This is a genomic window from Nitrosomonas oligotropha (assembly GCF_900106555.1).
Taxonomy (GTDB): Bacteria; Pseudomonadota; Gammaproteobacteria; order Burkholderiales; family Nitrosomonadaceae; genus Nitrosomonas; species Nitrosomonas oligotropha_A.
Genome location: NZ_FNOE01000002.1, coordinates 40,482 through 62,319, shown reverse-complemented (window position 1 = coordinate 62,319; position 21,838 = coordinate 40,482). Strand labels below are relative to the sequence as shown.

Sequence of the window (21,838 nt, the reverse complement as noted above, 5' to 3'; positions counted from 1 at the left end):
AGCTGACAATTCACCACTGGAAATCAATGCATTTAACACCTCCTCAATTGGACGCGGCCATCGTCGCCATGCGTACCGTACTGCCGCTGCAATACCCTGCCGATGCCATCATGCGCCGCTTCTTCCGGGAAAACCCCATGCTCGGCGGACAAGACCGGGCATTCATCGCGGAAACCGTTTTTGGCATTTTACGACACCGCTTTTTTCTCGAAAGCCTGACAAACGGTATAACACCACGGGCCTTAGTGCTCGCTTATCTGGCTAAATTTCAAGGCATGAACTTGCGTGAATTGGCACCGCTGGTCAGCGAAACGGAAAGCAAATGGCTGGCGGAAATCAAAGGTAGCAAACCGGATGTATTACCGTTAGTCATCCAGGCGGAATTTCCTGCGTGGGTGGTGGAAAAATTGCAGCACGGCATGCCGGATAGCGATATTCTTGATTTGGGACTTTCCTTGCAACAACCAGCACCACTGGATTTGCGGGTGAACACTATTCTCGCCAAGCGCGCTGAAGTGCTTGAAACATTGGCTCAGGAAGGAATCGAAGCACAAGCAACACCTTATTCCCCCTGCGGCATCCGCCTCATCGGGAAGCCTGCGATCAATCGCCACGCGCTCTTCTTATCGGGAAAAATAGAAGTACAGGACGAAGGCAGCCAGTTACTCGGTTACTTACTGGCGCCGAAGCGAGGCGAAATGGTTGTCGATTTCTGCGCAGGTGCTGGTGGCAAATCGCTGCTATTGGGCGCCTTGATGAATTCAAAAGGACGTCTTTATGCGTTTGACGTTTCGGAAAAAAGATTGAGTAATCTAAAACCCCGCTTCAAGCGTTCCGGCTTGTCGAACTTGCATACGCAACGCATTGCGGATGAGAATGACAGCAAGATCAAAAGATTGTCGGGAAAAATAGATCGCGTATTGGTCGACGCGCCATGCAGTGGTCTCGGTACCTTGCGGCGCAACCCGGATTTAAAGTGGCGTCAATCCGCGCAGAGCATCGAAGAATTGAAGGCAAAACAAGCGGCCATTCTTTCCGCCGCTGCCAGTCTGCTTAAACCCGGCGGCCGGTTAGTCTATGCGACATGCAGTTTCCTGCCGGAAGAAAATCAAGCCGTTATCGGCGATTTTCTTACCACACACCCGCAATTTACTGTATTGAACTGTGCAGAATTGCTATCGCAACAGAAAATACCACTCGATACCGGGGAATTCTTACAATTATCCCCACGGCTGCATCAAACCGATGGCTTTTTTGCAGCCGCTTTAACTCGTGCAGAAACAGCGGAAACAGCGAAAACGGATCATAAATCGGAACCCGTCAGTGAGACTGAGACGGTCTGATGGTTAGTTCTGCTGCTGAGCTAAAGTTATTTTTTCCTTCAGCAGTTCTATCAACGCAGCAAAACCATCCCGTTGCAAAATGGCACGATATTCTCCGCGTTTTATGGCAAGGTCGCTCACGCCGTCAAACAGAATGTTGGCAATCTGCCAGTGTCCTTCCGCCTGATGTAATACGTAATCGAAATTCACCTTGCCGCCATCGGATTTTGTCAGCTGGCTCCGAACCAGGGTTTGATCACGCGGTAAGGTGCGTTGCTCGATGATCTTGAACTGCTCTCCCTCGTATTGGGTAAACCGGCTGGCGTAAGTGGCAATACTCAATTGGCGAAAAGTGCTAACAATCAAGTCTTGCTGCGTTTTGTCCAACTGCGACCAGTAAGTCGCACCGAGTATGGTTTTGATGATCAGATCTATGTCATGCGACTGATCAATGACCGGTTCGAGAAATTTATAGCGCCCTTCATACCCCAGTTTCTCACCTTCACGCATGACTTGGAGCAGAGAAGATTGCAATTGCTCGATAACTTGTTCCGGATTGTCCGAAGCAGCACTGGATTCACTCAATACCGGAGCAGTAGATAACAACAGCACTAGCATCAGGCATCCTGCCAGCAACAATTTAATAGTTTGTTTTACTTTCATAATGACGATCTTTCCAACGAGCACGCTCCCCGCGCCAGTAGCGCAGCGCCGATGTCCAGGTCATGGCAAGATACAAAGTGCCGATTGCGGGCAACGCCAGCCCCCAGAGCGGAGAACGATGATAATAAGTTAAAGTTGGCGCATAGGTAAAAAACATAGCCATCCATGCCAATGCGCTCACGGTATAGGCTTCCACTGATGACAGCAAAAATGCAAGCGGCGCGGCCCAAAACATCGAAGTCATTAGTAATGTGCAGACGATGAGCAAATTCAGCGAGTATTTTAATTGCGTGAAAGCGGTACGAGCGACCATTTCCCAGATCGGCTGCAATGCATGATAACCCCGATGACTCCGCGCCGCATGACTGAGTCCGATATAGGTGCGCAAACCCGCCCGTTTGATATGAGCAGCTAAAGTGCAATCATCGATCAGCGCATTATGCAAATTGGCAAATGCTCCGGTAGAACGCAGTGCTTGTGTTTCCACCAGAATACATCCGCCCGCTGCTGCTGCAATGCGGGATTGCGGTTTATTCGCCAGACCGAAAGGATACAGCAGCTTAAAGAAAAATATAAAGGCTGGCATCAGTAGGCGCTCAATGAAGTTCATCATCGGCGGTTCAGCCATCAATGACACCAAAGCCAGATTCTCAGCGCGTGCTTTGCGCTGTAATTCACCGGCAATTCCTTGGGCCAGTTCGATATCCGCATCCAGTAACAGGGTGTAGGGGGTTTTAACTTCCCGCAATCCTTGCTCCAGCGCCCATAATTTGCCGCTCCACCCCGCAGGCGGCGCCGTACCGGACAATACCTGCGCACCGCTGCGCCTTGCTTGTTCAGCGGTATCGTCGCTGGACTGGTCATCGATCACAATGATACGCACATTGACGCCTTGCGCTCTGACACCATTGAGTGTATGCCCGATATAAGGACCTTCGTTGCGCGCCGGAATCAGCACGGTGATATCACCTAGATCTTCACCGGATTGGAATAATGCAGGCGCCTCTATCTTCTCGCGCGTGCTCCAGGGGCGCCACGGAAGCAATGCCAGCGCCACCCAGCATATAGCACCGAAAACAGATGCGTATAGTACTAAGTCCACCATTATTCTAGATAGATTCTAAAAATAAAAACTAATCTCAGTACCTGCATCTGTTATTTGTCTATCAGTGTGACCGCTATGTCTGAAAGCTTCTTGGATGCTTTGCTTTCCAAAGTTGCCCACTTAGGTGTAGGCTCAGCAACCATAGGACCGGTCGTTCTGGGTCCTCTCATCGCTGCCACCATCGCTTTCCATGGCCGTTGCAGGGTATCTTCCACCGCAGTCGCTTCATATCCGCAGTGGGCCATGCATTGTGCGCATTTTGGATTATTTGCCGTGCCGTATTTTTCCCACGGCGTATCATCGAGAAGCTCTTTGAAAGTTTTTGCATAACCTTCGTCAGACAACAAATAGCACGGTTTCTGCCAACCGAATACATTGCGTGTCGGATTTCCCCACGGCGTGCACTCATAGTCCTGATTTCCGGCCAGGTAATCCAGATATAACGCGGAATGATTCAATCTCCATTTGCGCTTTAATTTTTTACCCAATTCAAAAATGCCGCGGAATAATACTTTGGTATCCTGGCTTTTAATGAAAACATCTTGCTGCGGGGCTTTCTCATAGCTAAAGCCCGGTGCAATTGTGGCGGCTTCAACACCCAGCTCCATGGCATAATCGAGAAACTCAGCCACATCCTTTGGTGTTTCGCCTTGGAACAGCGTGCAGTTAACTGTCACTCTGAAACCTCTCTCCAGTGCCAGCTTGATCGCCTCAACCGCGCGATCAAAAACGCCATCCTGGCAAACTGAAGCGTCATGCCGTTCCTTCATACCATCTAAATGGATGGAGAAAGTCAGATAAGGCGACGGTGTATAGTCATCGATCCGTTTCTTTAACAACAGCGCGTTCGTGCATAGATAAACATACTTCTTCCGTTTAATAATGCCCGCAACAATCTGCGGCATTTCTTTATGAAGTAACGGTTCACCGCCCGGAATTGACACCATAGGCGCGCCACATTCATCGACTGCCTCCATGCACTCTTCATACGAAAGACGTTGATCGAGAACATCTTCCGGATGCGCAATCTTTCCGCACCCGGCGCAAGCCAGATTACAGCGGAATAAAGGCTCCAGCATCAGCACCAAAGGATATTTTTTAACCCCTTTTAACTTCTGTTTGATTAGATAAGTGCCAACCGCAATCTGTTGACGTAAAGGAACTCCCATGAGCAAAACCTCCAAAAGTACTTCAAAAGCAAATTAATGACTAATGCTACTGAACGAAATTTAACAAAACAAACCGCGTAATTAACGCAAATCTTATCCGGAAAATACTGCCACAAATGTAGTCAGTCTGCGCCATACAGCGAGACTCGACTTATGCTAAGGAATTTAAAAACTAAAGTAGATACTACAACCAATCACTATGGATATTGTTCAGCATCTTTAGATCTATAATTACCTGAATAAACTCTGAAACCGGATTTGAAATTTAACTATAGAACATGGTTGTTCGTATAGCAAATATTTTTAAATCAGCCGGGAAATTGAAAACCAGCATCAATAGTATTGCAACGCAAAATAAATTTCCTGATTATTGGAAATTACCTGACCCATAAAAATACACCAAGAACCATGGGTCCTTGGTGTATAAATCTCAAGCTGTAAATTGCCGCTTAGAAATCAACACCCAACGCGCGTAGCGTTCTTTTGGTGATTTTACCGGTTGGAATGTTATTTTGTTTTTGGAAACTTTCGATAGCTGCCACTGTTTTAGCGCCACTGACCCCATCTGCCGGACCAGGATTAAACCCTGCATTTGCCAGTGCTTGCTGTATTTTCCGCATAATTGCCGGGGTCACTTTCACCACATCATCACCATCATCCACTGATTGTGCGGCTGCGGCGCTTGGCTGAGCTTCCTGAGTCGAAGCTGCTGATTCTATGCTCTGTATACTTTGCACTTCTTCAATTTTAGCTGCGGGTTCAGCTGGGGCCGGGGCCGGAGCCGGAGCCGGTGCTGCTGCTGGAGCAGGGGCCGGCGCTGCTGCCGGAGCAGCCGCTGCAGCAGGTGCTGCCGCTGCGTCTTTGTTTTCTTTAGGAATTGGTTTCTTTTCAAAAATCGGTTTACAGCCAAACAATAATCCCAATGATAACAAAAGAATAGTATAAGCCACTAACTTACTGATCTTACTAGATTTCATTGCTACCCTCCATAGTGAAAATGTATATGTGAAACGTCATTAAATTTGCATTAAGACATACTTCAATGACAAACTTGTTTAACTTCAGCGCCTTATTTAATTAGTCCTTAAAGTTACCACAACATGTTTTTTTATTTATTGTTACTCGGACTAACTTATCATGTTGCGATGTGAACTATCACACTTTTCGACGCATAACGCAATCCGAATAAACTATTTAATGATGAACTTAACTTTTGATGGTGGATTGGAGACCGTTATCACTCCAATATTTCACATAACTGGCGCCTGCTGGAAGCCTGCCCAAAAGCCATTTACCGCCAGATCATCAAAGCAGGAAGGGAGCCACAGTTTTAGCAACGGAAAAAATACACTGGCAGATGTTAACAGCGCAATTGATATTACTTTGCCCTAACCGAATCATTTCTCCAGTTTATATTCTATCGTAGAGAGCGGAGTCAATATGACTGGTTTATCCTGCGCTTTCTTGTTAAAAGATGGCAGCACTGTTTCAAAAAATGGCGTTATCGAGTTTGTGGAACCACTGGTGTGCACAAATCCTCGATTACGCACGACTTTCTTCAATCTAAATGAGGACGTCGTAGAATTGAATTTAAAGATCAACGTATTTGTAAAAGGAAAAATAAAACTGGTTGTGAATGACGAAAATGGATTTCTTCTAGCGCTTAAGTCAGTATAGAGTGAACTGATGACAATTATCAGCTCGTCTCCATCAAAATAACCAGTCGCATCGACTGCGTCTAACGGCTGAGGTAAGCCATCGACTTCAGGAATCCCGGAATACCCGATAGCCGTCGCTCTATCGATACACACCGTACGGTCGTTACTGACGAAGCGAGGGATGCCTCCAGTTAAGTTTAAACGGTATATTCCGTCTCCGGAATCCTCAATGACTTCAAATCTGCTTTGCACTGGCGTGCCGTTATTCGGTGTCGGATCTTCCGTATTGACGGCATTCAGACATTCAAATCCTTGGTACACAATGCTGATTGCATATGCATTGCTGTGGGCAAGGCAAGAAAAAAATGCGAGTACCAGTCCTCTCAACATTCTCATGGCGGCACCTCCAGAAAAAGACTGTGTCAGATCTCGTTACGTATCGGCAAACTCAGTATTCAGCAGGAAATTTTTCTTTGTTAAGTTAATCAGATGCCGCAACATAGCATCGCGGAACTTAGAAATGTCAGTTTAATTCTTTAAATAATTTTGTAAAAGTATCGCCCACATACTGGATCTGATCGCGGGTATGTGCCGCGTTCACGCTGCATCGAACCAGCGATTTACCCTCCGGTGCGGCAGGCGGCAAAATCAAATTCACATAAATATTATGCTCAAGCAGTCTTTGCCACAGCAACAAAGCTTGTTGCGGTGTATCCACAACCGCTGCGATAACCGGGCCAGGATCCGGGCCAAGCTCATAGCCGACTTCCTTGAGGGTCGAATAAAGTTGCGTGCAGTTATTCCACAATTGTTTCCGTAGATGACTTCCATTACGCAACAATTCTAATGCCGCGCGGGTTGAAGCAATTGTTGCTGGGGATGGTGATGCGGTAAAGATATAGGGATGGCTGATATAGCGCAATTGCTCAAGCTGCGGATGGTTACTCACACAAAATCCGCCGATACTACACAAACTTTTACTGAAGGTTCCGGTAATAAAATCGACTTCTTTCAGCAACCCTGTTTTTTCCACCAGACCTTGCCCTGTTTCACCCAGCACACCCAGCGAATGCGCTTCATCAAGGAGCAATATACAACCATACTGATTCTTTAATCTGACAATTTCTGCCAAAGGTGCCTGATCGCCCAGCATGCTATAAATTCCTTCAGCAATAATCAGCGTAGTTTCAACGCGATTACCTAGTCGGCGCAGGCGTTTCTCCATGTCAGCCGCATCATTGTGTTTGAAGCGAATGATATCCGCCCCACTGAGAATACAGCCATCATAGATACTCGCATGGGAATCGCCATCGATTAATACCGTATCTCCCGGCCCGACCAAACCCGAAATCGTACCCAGATTTGCTTGATAGCCTGTTGTAAAAACGATGCTGGAGCTGCATTGATAAAAATCGGCAAATTCCCTTTCTAGAGCACGATGGCCGAAATAGCTGCCGTTCGCCATTCGCGAACCCGTGGTGCCCGTCCCTTCCTTATCAATAGCTTCGTGCGCAGCCTGGATACACTCCGGAGCAAAAGTCAAACCCAGATAGTTATTTGTACCTAACAGAAGTACGCGACGATCTCCGATTCTGGCTTCTGTGGCAGAATATACTTCTTCAATCGGAATGCCAAAAGCGCCCACGCCATTAGGCAGAAGCGCTATTCTTGCAGTTGCTGCTGCATCAATTTTCTCGAGTAGATTCATTATGACGCTGATTTAATTTTGTAGACCAAGTCGACCAACTCACGGACAGTTTGCACATCTGTTAACGCGTTGATCGGAATTGAAACATCAAAAGTATCTTCAATTTCCATGATCAGATTAAGCAGTTTAATTGAGTCAATGGATAATTGGCTTATTAGATTTGTCTCAGGAGTAATTTGCACATTGGAATTGGTTAAACTACTTAGGCGATCACAGAGCACTTGCATGATCTCATCGTAATTACTTTCAGTCATAGATTAAATTCAGCGTGGTTAAATTTTGAAGTTAGATTACTTCAGATAATACATCTTGTAAATGAATACTCGGCCGCCATGCGGGAAGTGCATGGATTAACGGCGCATTATCACATACCCAATCAGGATGTTGTAGCTCATTCACTTTTCCTGGGGTCAGCATTGGGGAATACCGAAGCAATCGAGCAAGCCAAAGGTTTGCCGAAGCGATACTTCGAATAAGCATATTGGGTACCGTAATACAGTGCACCGGACGCTTCCATACTTGTTGCGCTATTTCAGCTAAACCCTGGTAGCTGTATCCTCCCGGCGTACCATCGTCCAGCTCAAAAATTCCATTATGATTATTTTCAGAGGCTAGCCAGGCTACCACAGCGGAAACCAAATCATATACATGAATTAACCCGACCCGATTGCTGAGTTTTCCTACAACCGGAAATATTCCACGATGCATTGCTTGAAACAGTGGCTTTAACTCTTTATCGCCGGGGCCATAAACAGCCGTTGGCCGGAATATCGTCCACCGCAATGACTCTGAATCTTTAACGAGTGCTTGCTCCGACAAATGCTTACTTTGTGCATACCAGGATAGTTCTGGTTGACGTGCAGCCAGCGATGATATTAATAAAAATCGAGGAGATTGTTTTTTTTGAGGAATAGCACGTAAAAGATTCTGGGTGCCCGTGATATTGATATGTGAAAATTCACGAAAAGAGCTGCCTCTTACTGTTGCAGCGCAGTGAATAACAAACGCTGCATCATCGACTAAATGATGCAGCGCTGTCATATTATCTAAGTCACCTTGAATCCATTGAATGGATTCATTACTTGAAGATCGATTTGTCCGGGTAAGCGCACGAACGTTCCATCCACTCTGAATCAGTTTTTGTACCAACACACTACCGATAAAGCCAGTAGCGCCGGTTACGGCTACTATTCCGATACGCGCGTTATCTATCACCCGATTCTACAAAAGACAATTGACCCGTCAAGTTTGTCCTCTGTATGTAGCCTTGTCTTGCTGCGAAACGTGACAGCTTTCCAGAAGAAGTGCGCGGCAAAGTATGCGGCGGAACCAATTCCACAACACAATTAACTCCAAATGCCATATAAACAAGCTGTTGCAGTCTGGTGGTTAATGATTGACGTTCTGCCACAGAAGTGAGTCTGCATTCAATAACGAGCACAATAGTTGTCGTACCATCCTCATCATTTACCCCAAATGCAGAGGCTTCACGTGATCTAACTTCCGGTTGCTGCTCTGCTAACTCTTCTATATCTTGCGCGCGAATATTTCGGCCATTCACGATAATGACATCAGTACGACGCCCTGTTATATATAAATCGCCCTCAAACAAAAATCCAATATCACCTGTATCGAGCCAATTACCAGACTTAAGTGCTTTATTCGTTTCTTCCGGATTATTGTAATAACCGGTCATTACGCTGTCACCATGCATCAGAACACTACCAACCATCATTTCTGATAATTGCTGGCCATCTTCATCGACTATCTTCACGATATGGCCAGGCAACGGCTGTCCGCAATTCACAAACTCATTTTGCTTACGCCCATCAGCCTGCAATCTAACAGCCATTCTTTTATCAATCAGTGTCTTACTATCAACTTGTATGCTTTTGCACCCTTCACCAATTTTTGAAAAAGTAACCGCGAGAGTTGATTCTGCAAGACCATAGCAAGGTAAAAAAGCATTTCCATCAAAACCTGCTGATGCAAATTTTTCCGCAAAGTTTCTCAAAGTTTCAGGTCGGATCATTTCTGCTCCAATACCAGCAGCTCGCCAAGAACTCAAATCCAACTCTTTGAGATCGGATTCCCTTACTCGAAGAGTACAGAGCTTAAGTCCAAAAGGTTGACTAAAAGCTACGGTACAACGGTTACGACTGATTAAGCGCAACCATTGCAATGGTCTAATGGCAAAATCCCGTGTCGCCAAATAATCGACAGAAATCTGTGTAACCATAGGCGCGAGAACCAAACCAACCAATCCCATATCATGATAAAAAGGCAACCACGATGCAGATCGATCATCAGGTTTTATTTCCAAACCGTTGCGCACTATACCTTGCAAGTTACACATCAATGCTCGCTCGGTAATAATTACACCTCTGGGTGTACGCGTACTACCTGAGGTAAATTGTAAGTAGGCAGTTTCATCAGGATGATTGGGCTGTAACTCGACATCCAATGCTGGCAATTCACTTAGTTTTCCGGGAGTACCCGCCCACTGTATGTGAGACACTTCTGCAACGGCTTCTTCCAGAAAACCAAAATAATCAATATTTGCTAATGCGATACTTGCCTGACTACTTTCAAGCATGCCTCTCAACTGCTGAACGTAAATTGCATGGCTGCCAAGATTGACTGGAATCGGCATCGCGAAAGGAACCAAGCCGGCATAACGGCATGCAAAAAATAATTCGACAAACTCAGGCGAAGTATCCGCAACGATTGCCACTCGACTGCCACGAGGCAAATTAAAGCCCGACAAACGCCGAGCCAATGTGTGAGCGTTATGCCGAAGTGCGCTGTAAGGCAAAATTGAACGCAAGTTGCCTCTTGCGTCATAAAAGTTATACCCCGTTACCCCTTCCGCTGCGTACTCTAATGCACTCGTTAAAGTATTAAAACCGGCTAATTGCTGTGTTAGCGTATTGAGCGTCGGCGTCGGCATTAACTGTAATTCGCTTGAAGGTTGAAAATCAAACGCTTGCGTTAACGGAGCGTTCAACTTGGTTATTGTCGAACTCAAGATCTTCCCCTCGAAGTAATAGTACTTGTCATCTCGCTTTGACTAGCAAGAAATTCTGGTTGAGCGTGCCAACTCTGATTATTAATCTTAAATAATGCACATTTTGTTGGCTGGAAAATTTTCATTCAAACGCTTACCGCTGACATTGCTTAATGAATATAAGTGTGTCATATTTGACCAATCCGCAGCTTATATAAGGTGCTTTTCCCTGTCAAGGCAATATTAAGCTGGTGTTGCACCAAAACAACAACCGGTTTAATCATCAATTTTCAGCACACAAAATAGTTTCCGAATTATAGCGGATAACACCTTTTGCAGATGTTTTTACAGAAGAGAAGGGTTGCCGTACAAAACTTCAATGAACCCTTGATTGAGCAAAATACCTCAATTCACTGATGCGCTAAAACAAAATCTTTTTAGCGCTTTGACCGATATGAAGATGAACCGTTTACTGCTGTTTTTGCTAACAAATCATCTGATTGCTGTTTTTTGAGAACTGAAGCAATCTGGTTACGGGAATGTTCCGCAGCGGCAATCTCGGCTCGAATCCGTGCAGTTGCAGCCGCAGTCGCTTCCTTATCCGCCTGGGAACGCACAAATAGCGCTTCTTTCGCCATAACTTCAACGGCTTCCCTTGCCGTCGCCGCTTCCAGGGCTTTTGATTCCAATGCAACACGTTCTTGCATAGCAACTAACGCAGCGGATTCTTTTCTGGCTTTTTCCAAAGCGATTCTTGTTGCGTTCTTTTCGGCTTCGAGCTGCGCTCTGGCCTTATTCGTTGCGATGATCTTCGCTTGCGCTCTGGTAATTGCCAACCCTGTAATTTTTTGCTCAATCTCAAGGCGCTCAGCCACTGCTCGTTTTGCATCGGTTATCGTCTTCGTGCGTATCTCCGCATCTTCCTGCAAACGTTGCTCCAAATCCGCTTTACTGTTTGCTTCCTCAGCTGCGAGCATATCCATTTGCGCCTTTGCCTCCGCAGCGGCTCTCAATCGCAATTCGGCCGACAATCTGTTTTTTGCTGCATTCCTTGCGGCTTTCTCCGCCTCAGCGCGAGCTTCTGCTTCTTTCAGTGCTTCTTCATCCGCCTTGATCCGTTTCTGATATTCTTTGGCCGCAGCGGCCTCCACTTTCTTTCTCTCGCTGGCCATTGCTTTAGCCTCTTTCTCAGCACGCAAAGCCGTTTCCGCTGCAGCGAGCGCCTCGGCTTCAATTTGCATCCGCTGATTGGCTTCTTCCAGCAACTCGGATTCCGCAGCCAAGCGAGCTTTTACAGCATCGGCGGCAGCCTGCTCTTTTGCCAGGATCGATTCAGCCACTTCAGCAGCCACTTTATCTGCATCGGCCCTATCACGCGCTGCCATAGCAGCTTGCGCATCCAATTCGGCTCTTTTCCCGGCTTGCTCGGCTGCAATCGCCTCGGCTTCGGCTTTTTCAAGCGCTGCTTGTACCGCGGCAGTCTCCGCTTTCAGTCTGTCCTCTTCTCTCTCTTTTGCTTTTCTCTCTTCATGTAAACGACGGTCGGCTTGCGCCAGCGCTTGCGTTTCCAGTTGCAAGCGGGTCTGCATATCTTCAATGGCCTGCCGCTCAATCTCCTCGCGCGCTTTAGCCAGTGCCGTCACTTTTTGCGCTTCCTGAATCCTTGCTTGTGCCAGCGCTGCTGCACCGGTTTCTGCTTCAATCGCGGCCTGCGCAGCAAACTGCGCTTCTTCCGCCACTTTGCTTCGATTCAGCGCAGCTTCCGCAGCTTCGCTTTCTTTTAATGCCGTGGCATGCGCTTGATCCAAAGCGTCGGCTTCTTGCTCAACACGCCTCTGCATTTTTTCCACAATCGAAGCTTCCGCTCTGATTTTGGCTTCTAGTAAAGCACTCAAAGCTTTCTCAGCTTTGATTTTTTCTTCCGCCAGCAGTTTGCCTTTCAGCTCCAGTTCCCGTCGCACATTGGCTTCTCTGATAGCCAGGGTTTCCAGCTTGGCCCTGGCCCGAGCTTGATCGGTAGCAATCGCTTCAGCTTGAATCCGAGTTTCAGCCGCAATCTTGGCATTGGCTTCGGCTCTCGCCCGCGCCTCAGCAGCCACTTTTGCAATATTTTCTGCTTCAATCCGCTTATGGGCTTCTTTGATGGCCTGATCCTCCGCGCTCAACCGGTTACGGTAGGCTGAATCAAGGAGCTGCTTGATCTCATCGGCCGATGCAAATTGCTGATTGGAATCATCCACGGAATCGGACTGCGATTCACCATCAGACGCGATAATCTCGTCACCGGACTGAGATTCCGGTGTTGTCGACAGCTTGCGCAACGAATTGAATAAACGCGACTTAAATGTCATAAATGATTAACCAAACCAGCAATTATTAGAACACGCTGATATTAATCAGCAGTTTTTCTTGAACTATCGATGCTCACTTTAGCAGCTTTGAATAAATAGCTTGCATTGAAAAAGAAGGGGAAAATTGCCTGTTTATACGCCGAGATGCAGAAAGTCAACTTACTTAAGAATCTACAACTTATTGCTGTTGTAAAAACTGGATAAACAGCTATGGCATATTGATTTTATTGACATTTAAAATCCCCATCATCAGATTCAAACCGTCCTGTACCAAATGCTTCAGAATCGGCGCATAAAAAGGCATACTCAGCGCCATCACAAGCAGACCGATGGACAATGTCAGAGGAAAACCCACCGCAAAAATATTCAACTGCGGCGCCACGCGCGTCAGAACACCCAAAGCCAGGTTAGTGATCAGCAATGCAGTAAGAACGGGAAGCGACAATTGCAGGCCGGATTTAAAAATTTCACTGCCCCAATTAGCTAGCGTGGTAAATGTCGCGTTCGTCATTCCTTCCAATCCAATGGGCAAGGTGCTGAAGCTCTGCGAAATCAAAGCAATCATTATCAGATGCCCATCAATGGCAAGAAACGCCAAACTGGCAATCACACCCAGAAAGCGGCCTACAATATCGATCTGGCCGGAATTCTGTGGATCAAAGAAAACTGCGAAACCAAGCCCCATCTGCAAGCCGATTAACTCGCCCGCCATTTCCACCGCAACAAAAACAACCCGCATGACCAAACCCATGGCAATGCCGATCAATATTTGCTGCAATAAAATGGCAAAACCAACACCTGAAGCGGGATCAATTTGCGGTAATGACTTTTCCACCAGCGGCATAACCAGCACAGTAATCATTACTGCCAGTCCCAATTTGATCCGCACCGGAACACTGGGATTGCCCAAAAGGGGAGCGGTTGCCACCAATGCCAGGATTCTGCTGAGCGGCCAAAGAAATGCTGCCAGCAACGTGTTTAATTCCGCAGTAGTAATACTAATCATGGCAATCGGTCACTCATTGACTGGATCGGCACAACCGGTTTCTGGCAAACACCGTAGCGGATATTTATTCAAGATCAACCAACCGCCAACCAAGGTATGCTGGTAAAAAGGCGCTGCATATAATCCGTCATGAGGGTAATCATCCAAGGCCCGGCCAATACGATGACCAAAAACATAACCAGCAATTTAGGAATAAATGACAAAGTCATTTCATTGATCTGCGTCGCCGCTTGGAAGATGCTGACCAGCAAACCGGTTGCCAACGCTGCAAGCAACATCGGCGCAGAAATCATAAAAGTGATCTCAAGTGCTTGCCGGCCGATCGTCATTGCACTTTCTGGAGTCATAATGAATTTCCTTTCAGGTATAGAAGCTTTGTGTTAGCGAACCGATAATTAAATGCCAGCCGTCGACCAGAACAAACAGCATTAATTTGAACGGCAGTGAAATAATCATCGGCGACAGCATCATCATACCCATCGCCATCAACACGCTTGACACCACCAGATCGATGATCAGGAAGGGAATAAAGATAACGAAACCTATCTGAAATGCGGTTTTCAACTCGCTGGTGATATACGCAGGCACCAGTATTTTCAGCGGCACCTTGTCGCGGCTTTCAATTTCTTCACTACCGGAGATCTGCACAAACAGAGCCAAATCCGTTTCCCGGGTTTGATGCAGCATAAATTCTTTCAGCGGCACGCTGGCTTTATCGGCCGCTTCCATGATATTCATCTTATCTTGCGAGAACGGCAAATACGCCTCGTTGTATACCCGATCTATAACCGGCGACATGATAAAAAAAGTCAGAAACAACGCCAAACCCAGCAGCACCTGGTTAGGAGGAGAAGATTGCGTGCCCAGAGCCAACCTGAGCAGCGATAATACGATGATAATACGCGTGAAACTCGACATCATTAATACCACCGCGGGTAAAAACGTCAGCGAGGTCAGCAGGATTAGCGTTTGCAGGCTCAGCGAATACGTTGCGCTTCCGTCCGCGTTCGGTGAGCTGGTGAATGCCGGAAAACCGGATTTCTGCGCGAAAGCAGGAACGGCGATCAAACCAGCCAATAACAGCATGGCCCGCAATGCGTTACGCATGTTCAAGCTACGCCAGCCGCGCTCAAGAACCGTTCTGAATCCGTTCCATGGAAACAAGGAACGAGTGACGGACACACATCGGTTATGCATTTTCTTTTTCCATACTCTGATTAAGCTGCGTGGCGAATGTTTCCACTGGGTGATGATCCGGCTTCGTGCCGGGTGCATCGGATCCCGGCTTGGTCATCGTGTGGAGCTTATTGACACGGCCGGGCGCCACACCGAGCACCAGCCAAGTCTGATCGATTTCGACCACAACAACCCGTTCTCTCTGCCCTACTCCGGCAGCCGCGACAACTTTGACAACGCCCGATGCCGCCGCCGGTATCAATGAGAAGCGCTTGAGTAACCATGTGCCTCCCACGATCACGGCCAATACCAGCAGTAACGCGCCGATCATTTGTACCGTGCTTTCAGTCGATATCACTGGAGAAGGCGGCACATAACTTGGTTTCCCGGTTTCCGCAACTGCGGAAAATGACAGTGTCAATAACAAGAACATCCCATAGCGAGTTAGCATGGCTGTACTCTAGCGATTAAGTTTGCGAATACGTTCACTGGGCGTGATGATGTCGGTCAGGCGGATACCGAACTTATCATTCACGACTACGACCTCACCTTGCGCGATCAGGCACCCGTTGACCAATACATCCATTGGTTCACCGGCCATGCCGTCCAATTCCACCACCGAACCCTGAGCGAGTTGCAGCAAATTCTTGATTGCAATCTTGGTACGGCCCAGCTCAACCGTCATCTGCACGGGAATATCGAGAATCAAGTCGATATCATGACGGGTATTATTCGCTACGCCGTCTTTTGAGAATTCCTGAAAAACCGATGCGGATGCCGTCTGCGCACCCATGACAGGGCTACCATGTTTCTCCGCGGCAGCGGGTGAACCTTGATCGGATGCCGACTGTTCCGCCATCGCGGCAGCCCAATCGTCTACTTCCGTTTCTTGTCTCGCAGCATCATTGTGCGTAGACGCCGCCTGTTCCGCCATAGCAGCAGCCCAGTCGTCGGTTTCGTTTTGATCATTTGCTGTAGTCTCAGACATTTCACTACTCTCCAATAAATTATTCAGACTCGGACGGCGCAATCATATTGTTGACTCTCAGCGCATATCGCCCATTCATGGTGCCATAGCGGCAATCCATAACCGGCACTCCGTCGATGTGTGCGGTAATGGACTTAGGAATCTCCAGCGGGATGATATCCCCGGTTTGCATGCTGAGAATCTGCTCAAAAGTCACTTTCGTCTGTCCGAGATTAGCAACCAATTCCACTTCAGCCCCTTGTACTTGTTGTGACAGTAACTTGATCCAACGTTTGTCAACTTCCAGGTGATCGCCTTGCAACGCGCTATACAAAGTATCGCGGATCGGTTCAATCATCGAATAAGGAATACAGACATGGAATTCACCGCCTTGGTTACCCATATCGATATCAAAAGTGACTGTCACGACGACCTCGTTCGGTGTTGCGATCGTGGCAAACTGAGGATTCACTTCCGAACGGATGTATTCAAACTTTACCGGATACACCGATTTCCACGATTTTTCATAATCTTCAAATACTACTTCGAGCAAACGATGAATAATGCGTTGCTCCGTCTGGGTAAAATCCCTTCCTTCCACGCGCGTATGATATCTGCCGTCGCCGCCAAACAAGTTATCCACAATCAGGAAAATCAAATTGGGATCAAAAACAAACAACGCCGTACCGCGCAATGGTTTCATATGCACCATGTTGAGATTGGTCGGCACCACCAAGTTACGCACGAATTCGCTAAACTTGATCACCTTGACCGGCCCCACTGCAATGTCCACTGTACGGCGCATGAAATTAAACAAGCCGATGCGGAAGAAGCGCGCAAAACGTTCATTGATAATCTCGTAGGTCGGCATCCGGCCACGAACAATGCGTTCCTGCGTTGCGAGGTTATAAGGCCGGACCCCACCACGATCCTCTTCCTCTTGCGCATCATCGCTCTCGCCCGTGGCGCCTTTGAGAAGTGCATCAACCTCGTCTTGTGAAAGAAAATCTTCAGCCATGAATGATTACTGGATTACAAATGATGTGAATAACACTTCTCGTACATCTTCTTGCAGATCTTCCGAATCCAACGATTGCTTGATTTCTTCAACGATCTGCTGGCTCAATAATTGTTTCCCTTGAATGCCTGCAATATCAGTGGCTTTTTTGCTGGAAAGCAGCATCAAAATCCGGTTACGGATATCCGGCATTTGTTTGGTAATTTCTTGCACGACCTCGGTTTCCCGGACTTTGACCGTTAATCCGACTTGTAGATATTGACTGTTGTCTTCCGGTTGCAAATTAACCGTAAAAATATCCAGTTCCATAAATTTTGTCGGTTTAGTTTTTGGTTTTTCCGGTTCGGCTTCTTCACCAACTGACATCTTCATGAAATACCATGCGCCACCGGCGCCTGCACCAATCGCAATAATTGCTATCAAGATGATAATGATCAGTCCCTTCTTGCTCTTTTTACCTTCTGCAGCTGGTGCTTCCATCGTTTTTGCCATTTTCGCAACTCCTCATTGAATGAAATCCATTATGGGCGAGATGACCGTAAACCGATGTCACAAATAACACTGAAATAATGTCGCTATTTTCAGCTAGGGAAGCTGGCGGGGAATTCAGCGCATATGCGCTGATTGTGGCTTGAAAACAAAGAAATATTGATGAGTTTGAAGACGGCGATTAATTGCTGTTTGAATCGCGGAGAAACCGGAATCCGGGTAAATCGGGCATCGGTCACACTGATACAAGACTGAAAGCGTGACCGATGATGCAAACGAGATTACTGCTACGTAAGAGCCAACCGACCGGACCGGTCATTAAGCATAAGTATTAACCAGGCCTTGATGTCTGATTGGCACGGCAGCCGTTTGAACTTGGCCGGTAACCTCCTGCCTCATACCACTCATACTGCCCGTGTCTTTTCCAGCATATTGCGCTTGTTGCTGTTTATTTTCCTGTTGAAATGAATCAGCGCCAACCATTACATTACCCAGTTGAATGCCACTCTCCGCCATCATCTCCCGCAATCTCGGCAAAGCTTCCTGAATAGCGTCGCGTACCGCTGAGTGAGGCGATATGAATTGCGCCGTCGCTTGATCTTGCGTAATACTCAACATCACTTCAACTGGTCCGAGATGAGCCGGGTTCAGGCGAATCTCAGCAACCTGGTGTTGCTGCGATGTTAACCAGACAACTTTTTGCGCAAATTCACCACCCCATCTGTGCTGACCTACAGGTGCATCGACTTTGACATCCGATGAAACCGCAGTCAGCGAAGTTGCAGCTGTGGTGCTATTTAAGCCGAATGATTGTGTTGTAATCGGTTCTTCCTGGGTTTTAAATATCGGTGCTGCATTGTCGAGTTGAATATCTTCCTTCATTTCTGAAGGGGGTAAAAATTTGCCGTAAGCGGCAGAATCTGCCGTTCCCAAATATTGCCAATAATTATTGGGTAACGAAGCCGAGTTGCCCGCGACTGAGTTTGCCTGGCTTTGGCCTTGCTGCAGTAATTGATTAACAGCCGGAGTTACGGCATGGGCAATTTGTTCACCTTCTTGAGGCAATGCTGTATCGGCCGGTAACGAAGTCGTGCCTTGCGGCAGCGTGGATGCCGCCATCATCGCATCCGGATTGACTACGGTTCCCATGGCTTGTAATGATGGTGTCGTTTTGTACGCCGCTGTCGCATCAGTCAACAAGCTTTGAACAAAACTGTTAGTACCATCCGCGGGAACATCCGCAGCGGAATCCGTATCCTTATCTTTTTCAGGAATAGTGTTATCCGAACGCTCTTGATCAGCAGCATTCGTTGCATCTTTCTGCTTATGCTTATCCTGTTTGTCTGTTGCTTCTGACACTTGACGATCGAGGACTTTACCGAAGTCTTCCGTCACCGCATCGTTAGTGTTAGTCCCTGACGAACCGGTACTTATCAGTGCTGCTGTGCTTTCGCCCGACGATTTGATTTGAGGTGCAACCGATATGTTTAACATAGGCTTATGGTCTCGTACGATTAATTAATGCTACAAATGAATTAGCAATATCTATACCAATCCAGCTATTACTATGGTTGTAATCAACTTTCCTTAACAGAAGAGGCATTACGATAAAAGGAATTCAGAGCGAATTCATCCAGTATTTTTTGCTCTTGTTTTATTTGTTTTTGATTCTCAGCACTTTGTTGACGCTGGGATAAAGTATCGAAGGATTTTAATTTACGCTGGCAGGACAAAAACTCCTCGTTGCCCGCGCTTCTTTTATTTTGCGCATGTAAAACCGCTTGACGTTGTTCCGTGATGGCCGCATCCAGTTTATCCATGAATGCAATAAAATTAAGCCATTCGATATGATCAATCCCCGTTGTGGTGAAATTCTGAAAATGCGATTGATAACTGTGGCGGTATTGCAAAAGTAAATTTAATTTCTTTTCCGCTTCCTGCTGTTGAAAATTTAACTTTCCCAGATGCTTTGCGGAAGCATCCGTTTGTTGTTGCGCCAATTCCAGCAGTAGTTTCAGTGATGATGTTGTTGGCATAATTCATTGATCCTTGGTTAGCGGATTCCTTCGCTCTCGAACAATTTGGATAGTTTTTCAAGGCTATCGGCAAAGTTTTCGTGTTGAAACATATTTTGCAGTAAGAATTTCTCCAGCGACGGGTAAAGCCGGATAGCCCGATCCAGTTCTGGATCCGTACCCGCAACATAAGCGCCAACGCTGATCAGGTCATGACTGCGCTGATAGCGTGAATAGAGACTCTTGAACAACCGTGCCAGATTGGTCTGCTGCTGAGGCACTACGCTGGTCATGACACGGCTGATCGAAGCTTCGATATCGATAGCGGGATAGTGTCCCGACTCAGCCAATCTGCGCGACAAGACAATATGACCGTCCAAAATGGCGCGCGCACTATCGGCGATCGGATCATTTTGATCATCACCTTCAGCCAACACGGTATAAAAGGCCGTGATCGAACCGCTATTCTGATTGCCATTACCGGCTCTCTCCACCAACTGCGGTAATTTGGCAAATACCGATGGCGGATAACCTTTAGTCGCCGGCGGTTCGCCGATCGCCAGCGCAATTTCCCGTTGCGCCATAGCGTAACGCGTCAATGAATCCATAATGAGCAGCACATGTTTACCGCTATCGCGAAAATACTCGGCAATGGCCGTTGCATAGGCTGCGCCTTGCAGGCGAAGCAACGGCGAGGTATCGGCCGGCGCAGCAACCACCACGGAACGTGCAAGTCCCTCTTCTCCGAGAATATTTTCGATAAATTCCTTAACCTCGCGCCCCCGTTCGCCAATGAGACCGACCACAATGACATCTGCGGTGGTATAACGCGCCATCATGCCCAGCAGTACGCTTTTACCCACACCACTACCGGCAAACAATCCCATGCGCTGCCCGCGCCCAACCGTCAACAATGTGTTGATCGCCCGCACGCCGACATCCAGCGGCTCACTCACCGGCACTCGCTCCAATGGATTATAGGGCCGGCTATAGAGCGGCACGCTGTGTTCCGCATGGGTAGGTCCGAGGCGATCCAGCGGTTCACCGACACCGTTCAGCACACGCCCCAACAGCTCAGGGCCGACGGAAACATGTTTAGCGCGATCGGCCGCGCGTCTACGCGGATGCTGAAGGCTACCCAAGCGAGGCAATTCACCCATCAGCTCAGCAGGAACCACTTTCGCACCAGGTGACAAACCATACACATCACTGGACGGCATGAGAAACAAACGTTCTCCGGAAAATCCCACAACCTCGGCTGAAACGCTATGGCTATTCGACAGAAAAATAGTGCAACTGCTACCGACGGCCAATTTCAACCCGACCGCTTCCATGACCAATCCGGAAACGCGCGTAATGGTTCCGCTTAATAAGAATGGGCTGGAGGGATGAATCAGCTGCGTGCAATTCTTTAAAAAACCACCCCATTGCTCATGGCGCGACATATTAATTTTTCCTCTCGAGCCAGCCGTCTTGCTGCCCGATGGCTGACAATACCCGTTGCCAGCGTACTTCCAGACTTCCGTTGACTTCACTCCCGCTGGCTTCAATGCGGCAACCGCCCCGGGATAATTGTTCGTCTTCACGGATGCTCCAATGATCCTGCTCCAGTTGGCCGCTCAAATGCGCAAGCACTAATTTGGCATCCTCCGGGTGTAAGAAAAGGCGGGGATTCTGCACGGTGTTAGGCAAGTTGCGGATGGCTTCCTGCACGATCGGTATGATCAGCTCGGGCTGTAATTTCAGTGCCTCGGTTACTATTTTCTTGGCAAGCGCAAGCGCCAGTTCCAGCAGATCATCCGCCACATGCTGATCCATGTCATGAAGATCCTGATCCAGCTTGTGCAGTAGCGCTTGAATATGCGCCACTTCCACTTTAACCTCGGATTCCGCTATGCTTCTGCCTTCCGCATACCCGGCCGCATGGCCTTCTTGCAAACCGGCCGCATACCCTTCATCTTTAGCGTTCTGAAAAGCCGCCGCAACTTCTTCGGCAGGCAATTGAACCTGTAGCTCATCATCCGGCTGTAAGTGCGGCTCAGAGTCAATCTCCTGGGCTTCTTGCTGCATATCCGCCGTTTCAAAGGCATCCATTTCCCAGCGTTGATAAGCACTGAGCTTTTCTTTGGGAACAAAATTACTAGCAATCATCGATATACCTGCAAGTTCAGTAATAAACAAACC

At 47.6% G+C, this 21,838-nt stretch carries 22 protein-coding genes; 1 reads left to right on the top strand and 21 read right to left on the bottom strand.

The window, feature by feature from the left end; all coding sequences use genetic code 11:
- The first annotated feature begins 26 nt into the window (after positions 1-26).
- Positions 27-1,343 carry an RsmB/NOP family class I SAM-dependent RNA methyltransferase gene (locus tag BLU57_RS01745; protein WP_090315409.1) on the top strand — a complete coding sequence of 439 codons (1,317 nt, stop codon included), beginning with the start codon at positions 27-29 and terminating at the stop codon, positions 1,341-1,343.
- 3 nt (positions 1,344-1,346) lie between these two features.
- Here the strand turns inward: BLU57_RS01745 and BLU57_RS01740 are convergent, their stop codons facing one another.
- The 21 genes from BLU57_RS01740 to BLU57_RS01640 form a co-directional block, all read right to left on the bottom strand.
- Positions 1,347-1,985, bottom strand: a complete 639-nt coding sequence (locus tag BLU57_RS01740) for an ABC transporter substrate-binding protein (protein ID WP_256206083.1) — start codon at positions 1,983-1,985, stop codon at positions 1,347-1,349.
- A complete protein-coding gene (locus BLU57_RS01735) occupies positions 1,963-3,030 on the bottom strand; it encodes a glycosyltransferase (protein WP_256206082.1) in 1,068 nt (355 codons plus the stop codon). The genes BLU57_RS01740 and BLU57_RS01735 overlap by 23 nt, the downstream gene beginning before the upstream one ends.
- Positions 3,031-3,140: 110 nt before the next feature.
- On the bottom strand, positions 3,141-4,259 hold the full coding sequence (gene hpnH / locus BLU57_RS01730) for an adenosyl-hopene transferase HpnH (protein ID WP_090315407.1): 1,119 nt from the start codon (positions 4,257-4,259) through the stop codon (positions 3,141-3,143).
- Between the two features lie 449 nt (positions 4,260-4,708).
- On the bottom strand, positions 4,709-5,236 hold the full coding sequence (locus BLU57_RS01725; RefSeq protein ID WP_090315405.1) for a peptidoglycan-binding domain-containing protein: 528 nt from the start codon (positions 5,234-5,236) through the stop codon (positions 4,709-4,711).
- Positions 5,237-5,656: 420 nt separating this feature from the next.
- Positions 5,657-6,313 carry a hypothetical protein gene (locus BLU57_RS01720; RefSeq protein ID WP_090315403.1) on the bottom strand — a complete coding sequence of 219 codons (657 nt, stop codon included), beginning with the start codon at positions 6,311-6,313 and terminating at the stop codon, positions 5,657-5,659.
- A 127-nt stretch (positions 6,314-6,440) separates the two neighbouring features.
- The gene (spt, locus tag BLU57_RS01715) at positions 6,441-7,625 is read right to left on the bottom strand and encodes a serine palmitoyltransferase (RefSeq protein ID WP_090315401.1); all 1,185 of its coding nucleotides are present in this window, start codon (positions 7,623-7,625) and stop codon (positions 6,441-6,443) included.
- Positions 7,625-7,879, bottom strand: coding sequence for an acyl carrier protein (locus tag BLU57_RS01710; RefSeq protein WP_090315398.1), 255 nt, complete (start codon positions 7,877-7,879; stop codon positions 7,625-7,627). Before BLU57_RS01710 ends, spt begins: the two co-directional genes overlap by 1 nt.
- Positions 7,880-7,910: 31 nt before the next feature.
- A complete protein-coding gene (locus tag BLU57_RS01705; protein ID WP_256206081.1) occupies positions 7,911-8,840 on the bottom strand; it encodes an NAD-dependent epimerase/dehydratase family protein in 930 nt (309 codons plus the stop codon).
- Positions 8,830-10,653, bottom strand: coding sequence for a fatty acyl-AMP ligase (locus tag BLU57_RS01700; protein WP_090315396.1), 1,824 nt, complete (start codon positions 10,651-10,653; stop codon positions 8,830-8,832). Before BLU57_RS01700 ends, BLU57_RS01705 begins: the two co-directional genes overlap by 11 nt.
- A gap of 416 nt (positions 10,654-11,069) precedes the next feature.
- Complete coding sequence (locus BLU57_RS01695) at positions 11,070-12,983, bottom strand: coiled-coil domain-containing protein (protein ID WP_256206080.1); 1,914 nt, start codon at positions 12,981-12,983, stop codon at positions 11,070-11,072.
- 208 nt (positions 12,984-13,191) lie between these two features.
- Positions 13,192-13,989 carry a flagellar biosynthetic protein FliR gene (fliR, locus tag BLU57_RS01690; protein ID WP_090315393.1) on the bottom strand — a complete coding sequence of 266 codons (798 nt, stop codon included), beginning with the start codon at positions 13,987-13,989 and terminating at the stop codon, positions 13,192-13,194.
- Between the two features lie 74 nt (positions 13,990-14,063).
- Entirely contained in the window at positions 14,064-14,336 is a 273-nt protein-coding gene (gene fliQ, locus BLU57_RS01685; RefSeq protein WP_090315391.1) for a flagellar biosynthesis protein FliQ, read from the bottom strand.
- A 13-nt stretch (positions 14,337-14,349) separates the two neighbouring features.
- Positions 14,350-15,096 carry a flagellar type III secretion system pore protein FliP gene (gene fliP, locus BLU57_RS01680; protein ID WP_090315683.1) on the bottom strand — a complete coding sequence of 249 codons (747 nt, stop codon included), beginning with the start codon at positions 15,094-15,096 and terminating at the stop codon, positions 14,350-14,352.
- A gap of 82 nt (positions 15,097-15,178) precedes the next feature.
- Positions 15,179-15,616: a flagellar biosynthetic protein FliO gene (gene fliO, locus BLU57_RS01675; RefSeq protein ID WP_090315388.1), complete on the bottom strand. Its 438-nt coding sequence runs from the start codon at positions 15,614-15,616 to the stop codon at positions 15,179-15,181.
- Between the two features lie 9 nt (positions 15,617-15,625).
- Positions 15,626-16,153, bottom strand: coding sequence for a flagellar motor switch protein FliN (gene fliN, locus BLU57_RS01670; protein ID WP_090315386.1), 528 nt, complete (start codon positions 16,151-16,153; stop codon positions 15,626-15,628).
- Positions 16,154-16,172: 19 nt separating this feature from the next.
- Positions 16,173-17,150 (bottom strand): flagellar motor switch protein FliM, encoded by a 978-nt coding sequence (fliM, locus tag BLU57_RS01665; protein WP_090315384.1) that lies wholly within the window; start codon positions 17,148-17,150, stop codon positions 16,173-16,175.
- A gap of 6 nt (positions 17,151-17,156) precedes the next feature.
- Positions 17,157-17,642 carry a flagellar basal body-associated protein FliL gene (fliL, locus tag BLU57_RS01660; RefSeq protein ID WP_090315382.1) on the bottom strand — a complete coding sequence of 162 codons (486 nt, stop codon included), beginning with the start codon at positions 17,640-17,642 and terminating at the stop codon, positions 17,157-17,159.
- A gap of 315 nt (positions 17,643-17,957) precedes the next feature.
- Positions 17,958-19,133 (bottom strand): flagellar hook-length control protein FliK, encoded by a 1,176-nt coding sequence (locus BLU57_RS01655; protein WP_090315380.1) that lies wholly within the window; start codon positions 19,131-19,133, stop codon positions 17,958-17,960.
- An 83-nt stretch (positions 19,134-19,216) separates the two neighbouring features.
- Positions 19,217-19,675 (bottom strand): flagellar export protein FliJ, encoded by a 459-nt coding sequence (fliJ, locus tag BLU57_RS01650; protein WP_090315378.1) that lies wholly within the window; start codon positions 19,673-19,675, stop codon positions 19,217-19,219.
- Between the two features lie 17 nt (positions 19,676-19,692).
- The gene (gene fliI / locus BLU57_RS01645; RefSeq protein WP_090315376.1) at positions 19,693-21,099 is read right to left on the bottom strand and encodes a flagellar protein export ATPase FliI; all 1,407 of its coding nucleotides are present in this window, start codon (positions 21,097-21,099) and stop codon (positions 19,693-19,695) included.
- A 1-nt stretch (position 21,100) separates the two neighbouring features.
- The gene (locus BLU57_RS01640) at positions 21,101-21,805 is read right to left on the bottom strand and encodes a flagellar assembly protein FliH (RefSeq protein WP_090315374.1); all 705 of its coding nucleotides are present in this window, start codon (positions 21,803-21,805) and stop codon (positions 21,101-21,103) included.
- Positions 21,806-21,838 lie beyond the last annotated feature (33 nt).

Coding starts and splice junctions, on each gene's coding strand:
- BLU57_RS01745 (WP_090315409.1), top strand. CDS start 27: ATGCATTTAACACCTCCTCAATTGGACGCGGCCATCGTCGCCATGCGT.
- BLU57_RS01740 (WP_256206083.1), bottom strand. CDS start 1,985: ATGAAAGTAAAACAAACTATTAAATTGTTGCTGGCAGGATGCCTGATG.
- hpnH (WP_090315407.1), bottom strand. CDS start 4,259: ATGGGAGTTCCTTTACGTCAACAGATTGCGGTTGGCACTTATCTAATC.
- BLU57_RS01725 (WP_090315405.1), bottom strand. CDS start 5,236: ATGAAATCTAGTAAGATCAGTAAGTTAGTGGCTTATACTATTCTTTTG.
- BLU57_RS01720 (WP_090315403.1), bottom strand. CDS start 6,313: ATGAGAATGTTGAGAGGACTGGTACTCGCATTTTTTTCTTGCCTTGCC.
- spt (WP_090315401.1), bottom strand. CDS start 7,625: ATGAATCTACTCGAGAAAATTGATGCAGCAGCAACTGCAAGAATAGCG.
- BLU57_RS01710 (WP_090315398.1), bottom strand. CDS start 7,879: ATGACTGAAAGTAATTACGATGAGATCATGCAAGTGCTCTGTGATCGC.
- BLU57_RS01695 (WP_256206080.1), bottom strand. CDS start 12,983: ATGACATTTAAGTCGCGTTTATTCAATTCGTTGCGCAAGCTGTCGACA.
- fliR (WP_090315393.1), bottom strand. CDS start 13,989: ATGATTAGTATTACTACTGCGGAATTAAACACGTTGCTGGCAGCATTT.
- fliQ (WP_090315391.1), bottom strand. CDS start 14,336: ATGACTCCAGAAAGTGCAATGACGATCGGCCGGCAAGCACTTGAGATC.
- fliP (WP_090315683.1), bottom strand. CDS start 15,096: ATGCGTAACGCATTGCGGGCCATGCTGTTATTGGCTGGTTTGATCGCC.
- fliO (WP_090315388.1), bottom strand. CDS start 15,616: ATGCTAACTCGCTATGGGATGTTCTTGTTATTGACACTGTCATTTTCC.
- fliN (WP_090315386.1), bottom strand. CDS start 16,153: ATGTCTGAGACTACAGCAAATGATCAAAACGAAACCGACGACTGGGCT.
- fliM (WP_090315384.1), bottom strand. CDS start 17,150: ATGGCTGAAGATTTTCTTTCACAAGACGAGGTTGATGCACTTCTCAAA.
- fliL (WP_090315382.1), bottom strand. CDS start 17,642: ATGGCAAAAACGATGGAAGCACCAGCTGCAGAAGGTAAAAAGAGCAAG.
- BLU57_RS01655 (WP_090315380.1), bottom strand. CDS start 19,133: ATGTTAAACATATCGGTTGCACCTCAAATCAAATCGTCGGGCGAAAGC.
- fliJ (WP_090315378.1), bottom strand. CDS start 19,675: ATGCCAACAACATCATCACTGAAACTACTGCTGGAATTGGCGCAACAA.
- fliI (WP_090315376.1), bottom strand. CDS start 21,099: ATGTCGCGCCATGAGCAATGGGGTGGTTTTTTAAAGAATTGCACGCAG.
- BLU57_RS01640 (WP_090315374.1), bottom strand. CDS start 21,805: ATGATTGCTAGTAATTTTGTTCCCAAAGAAAAGCTCAGTGCTTATCAA.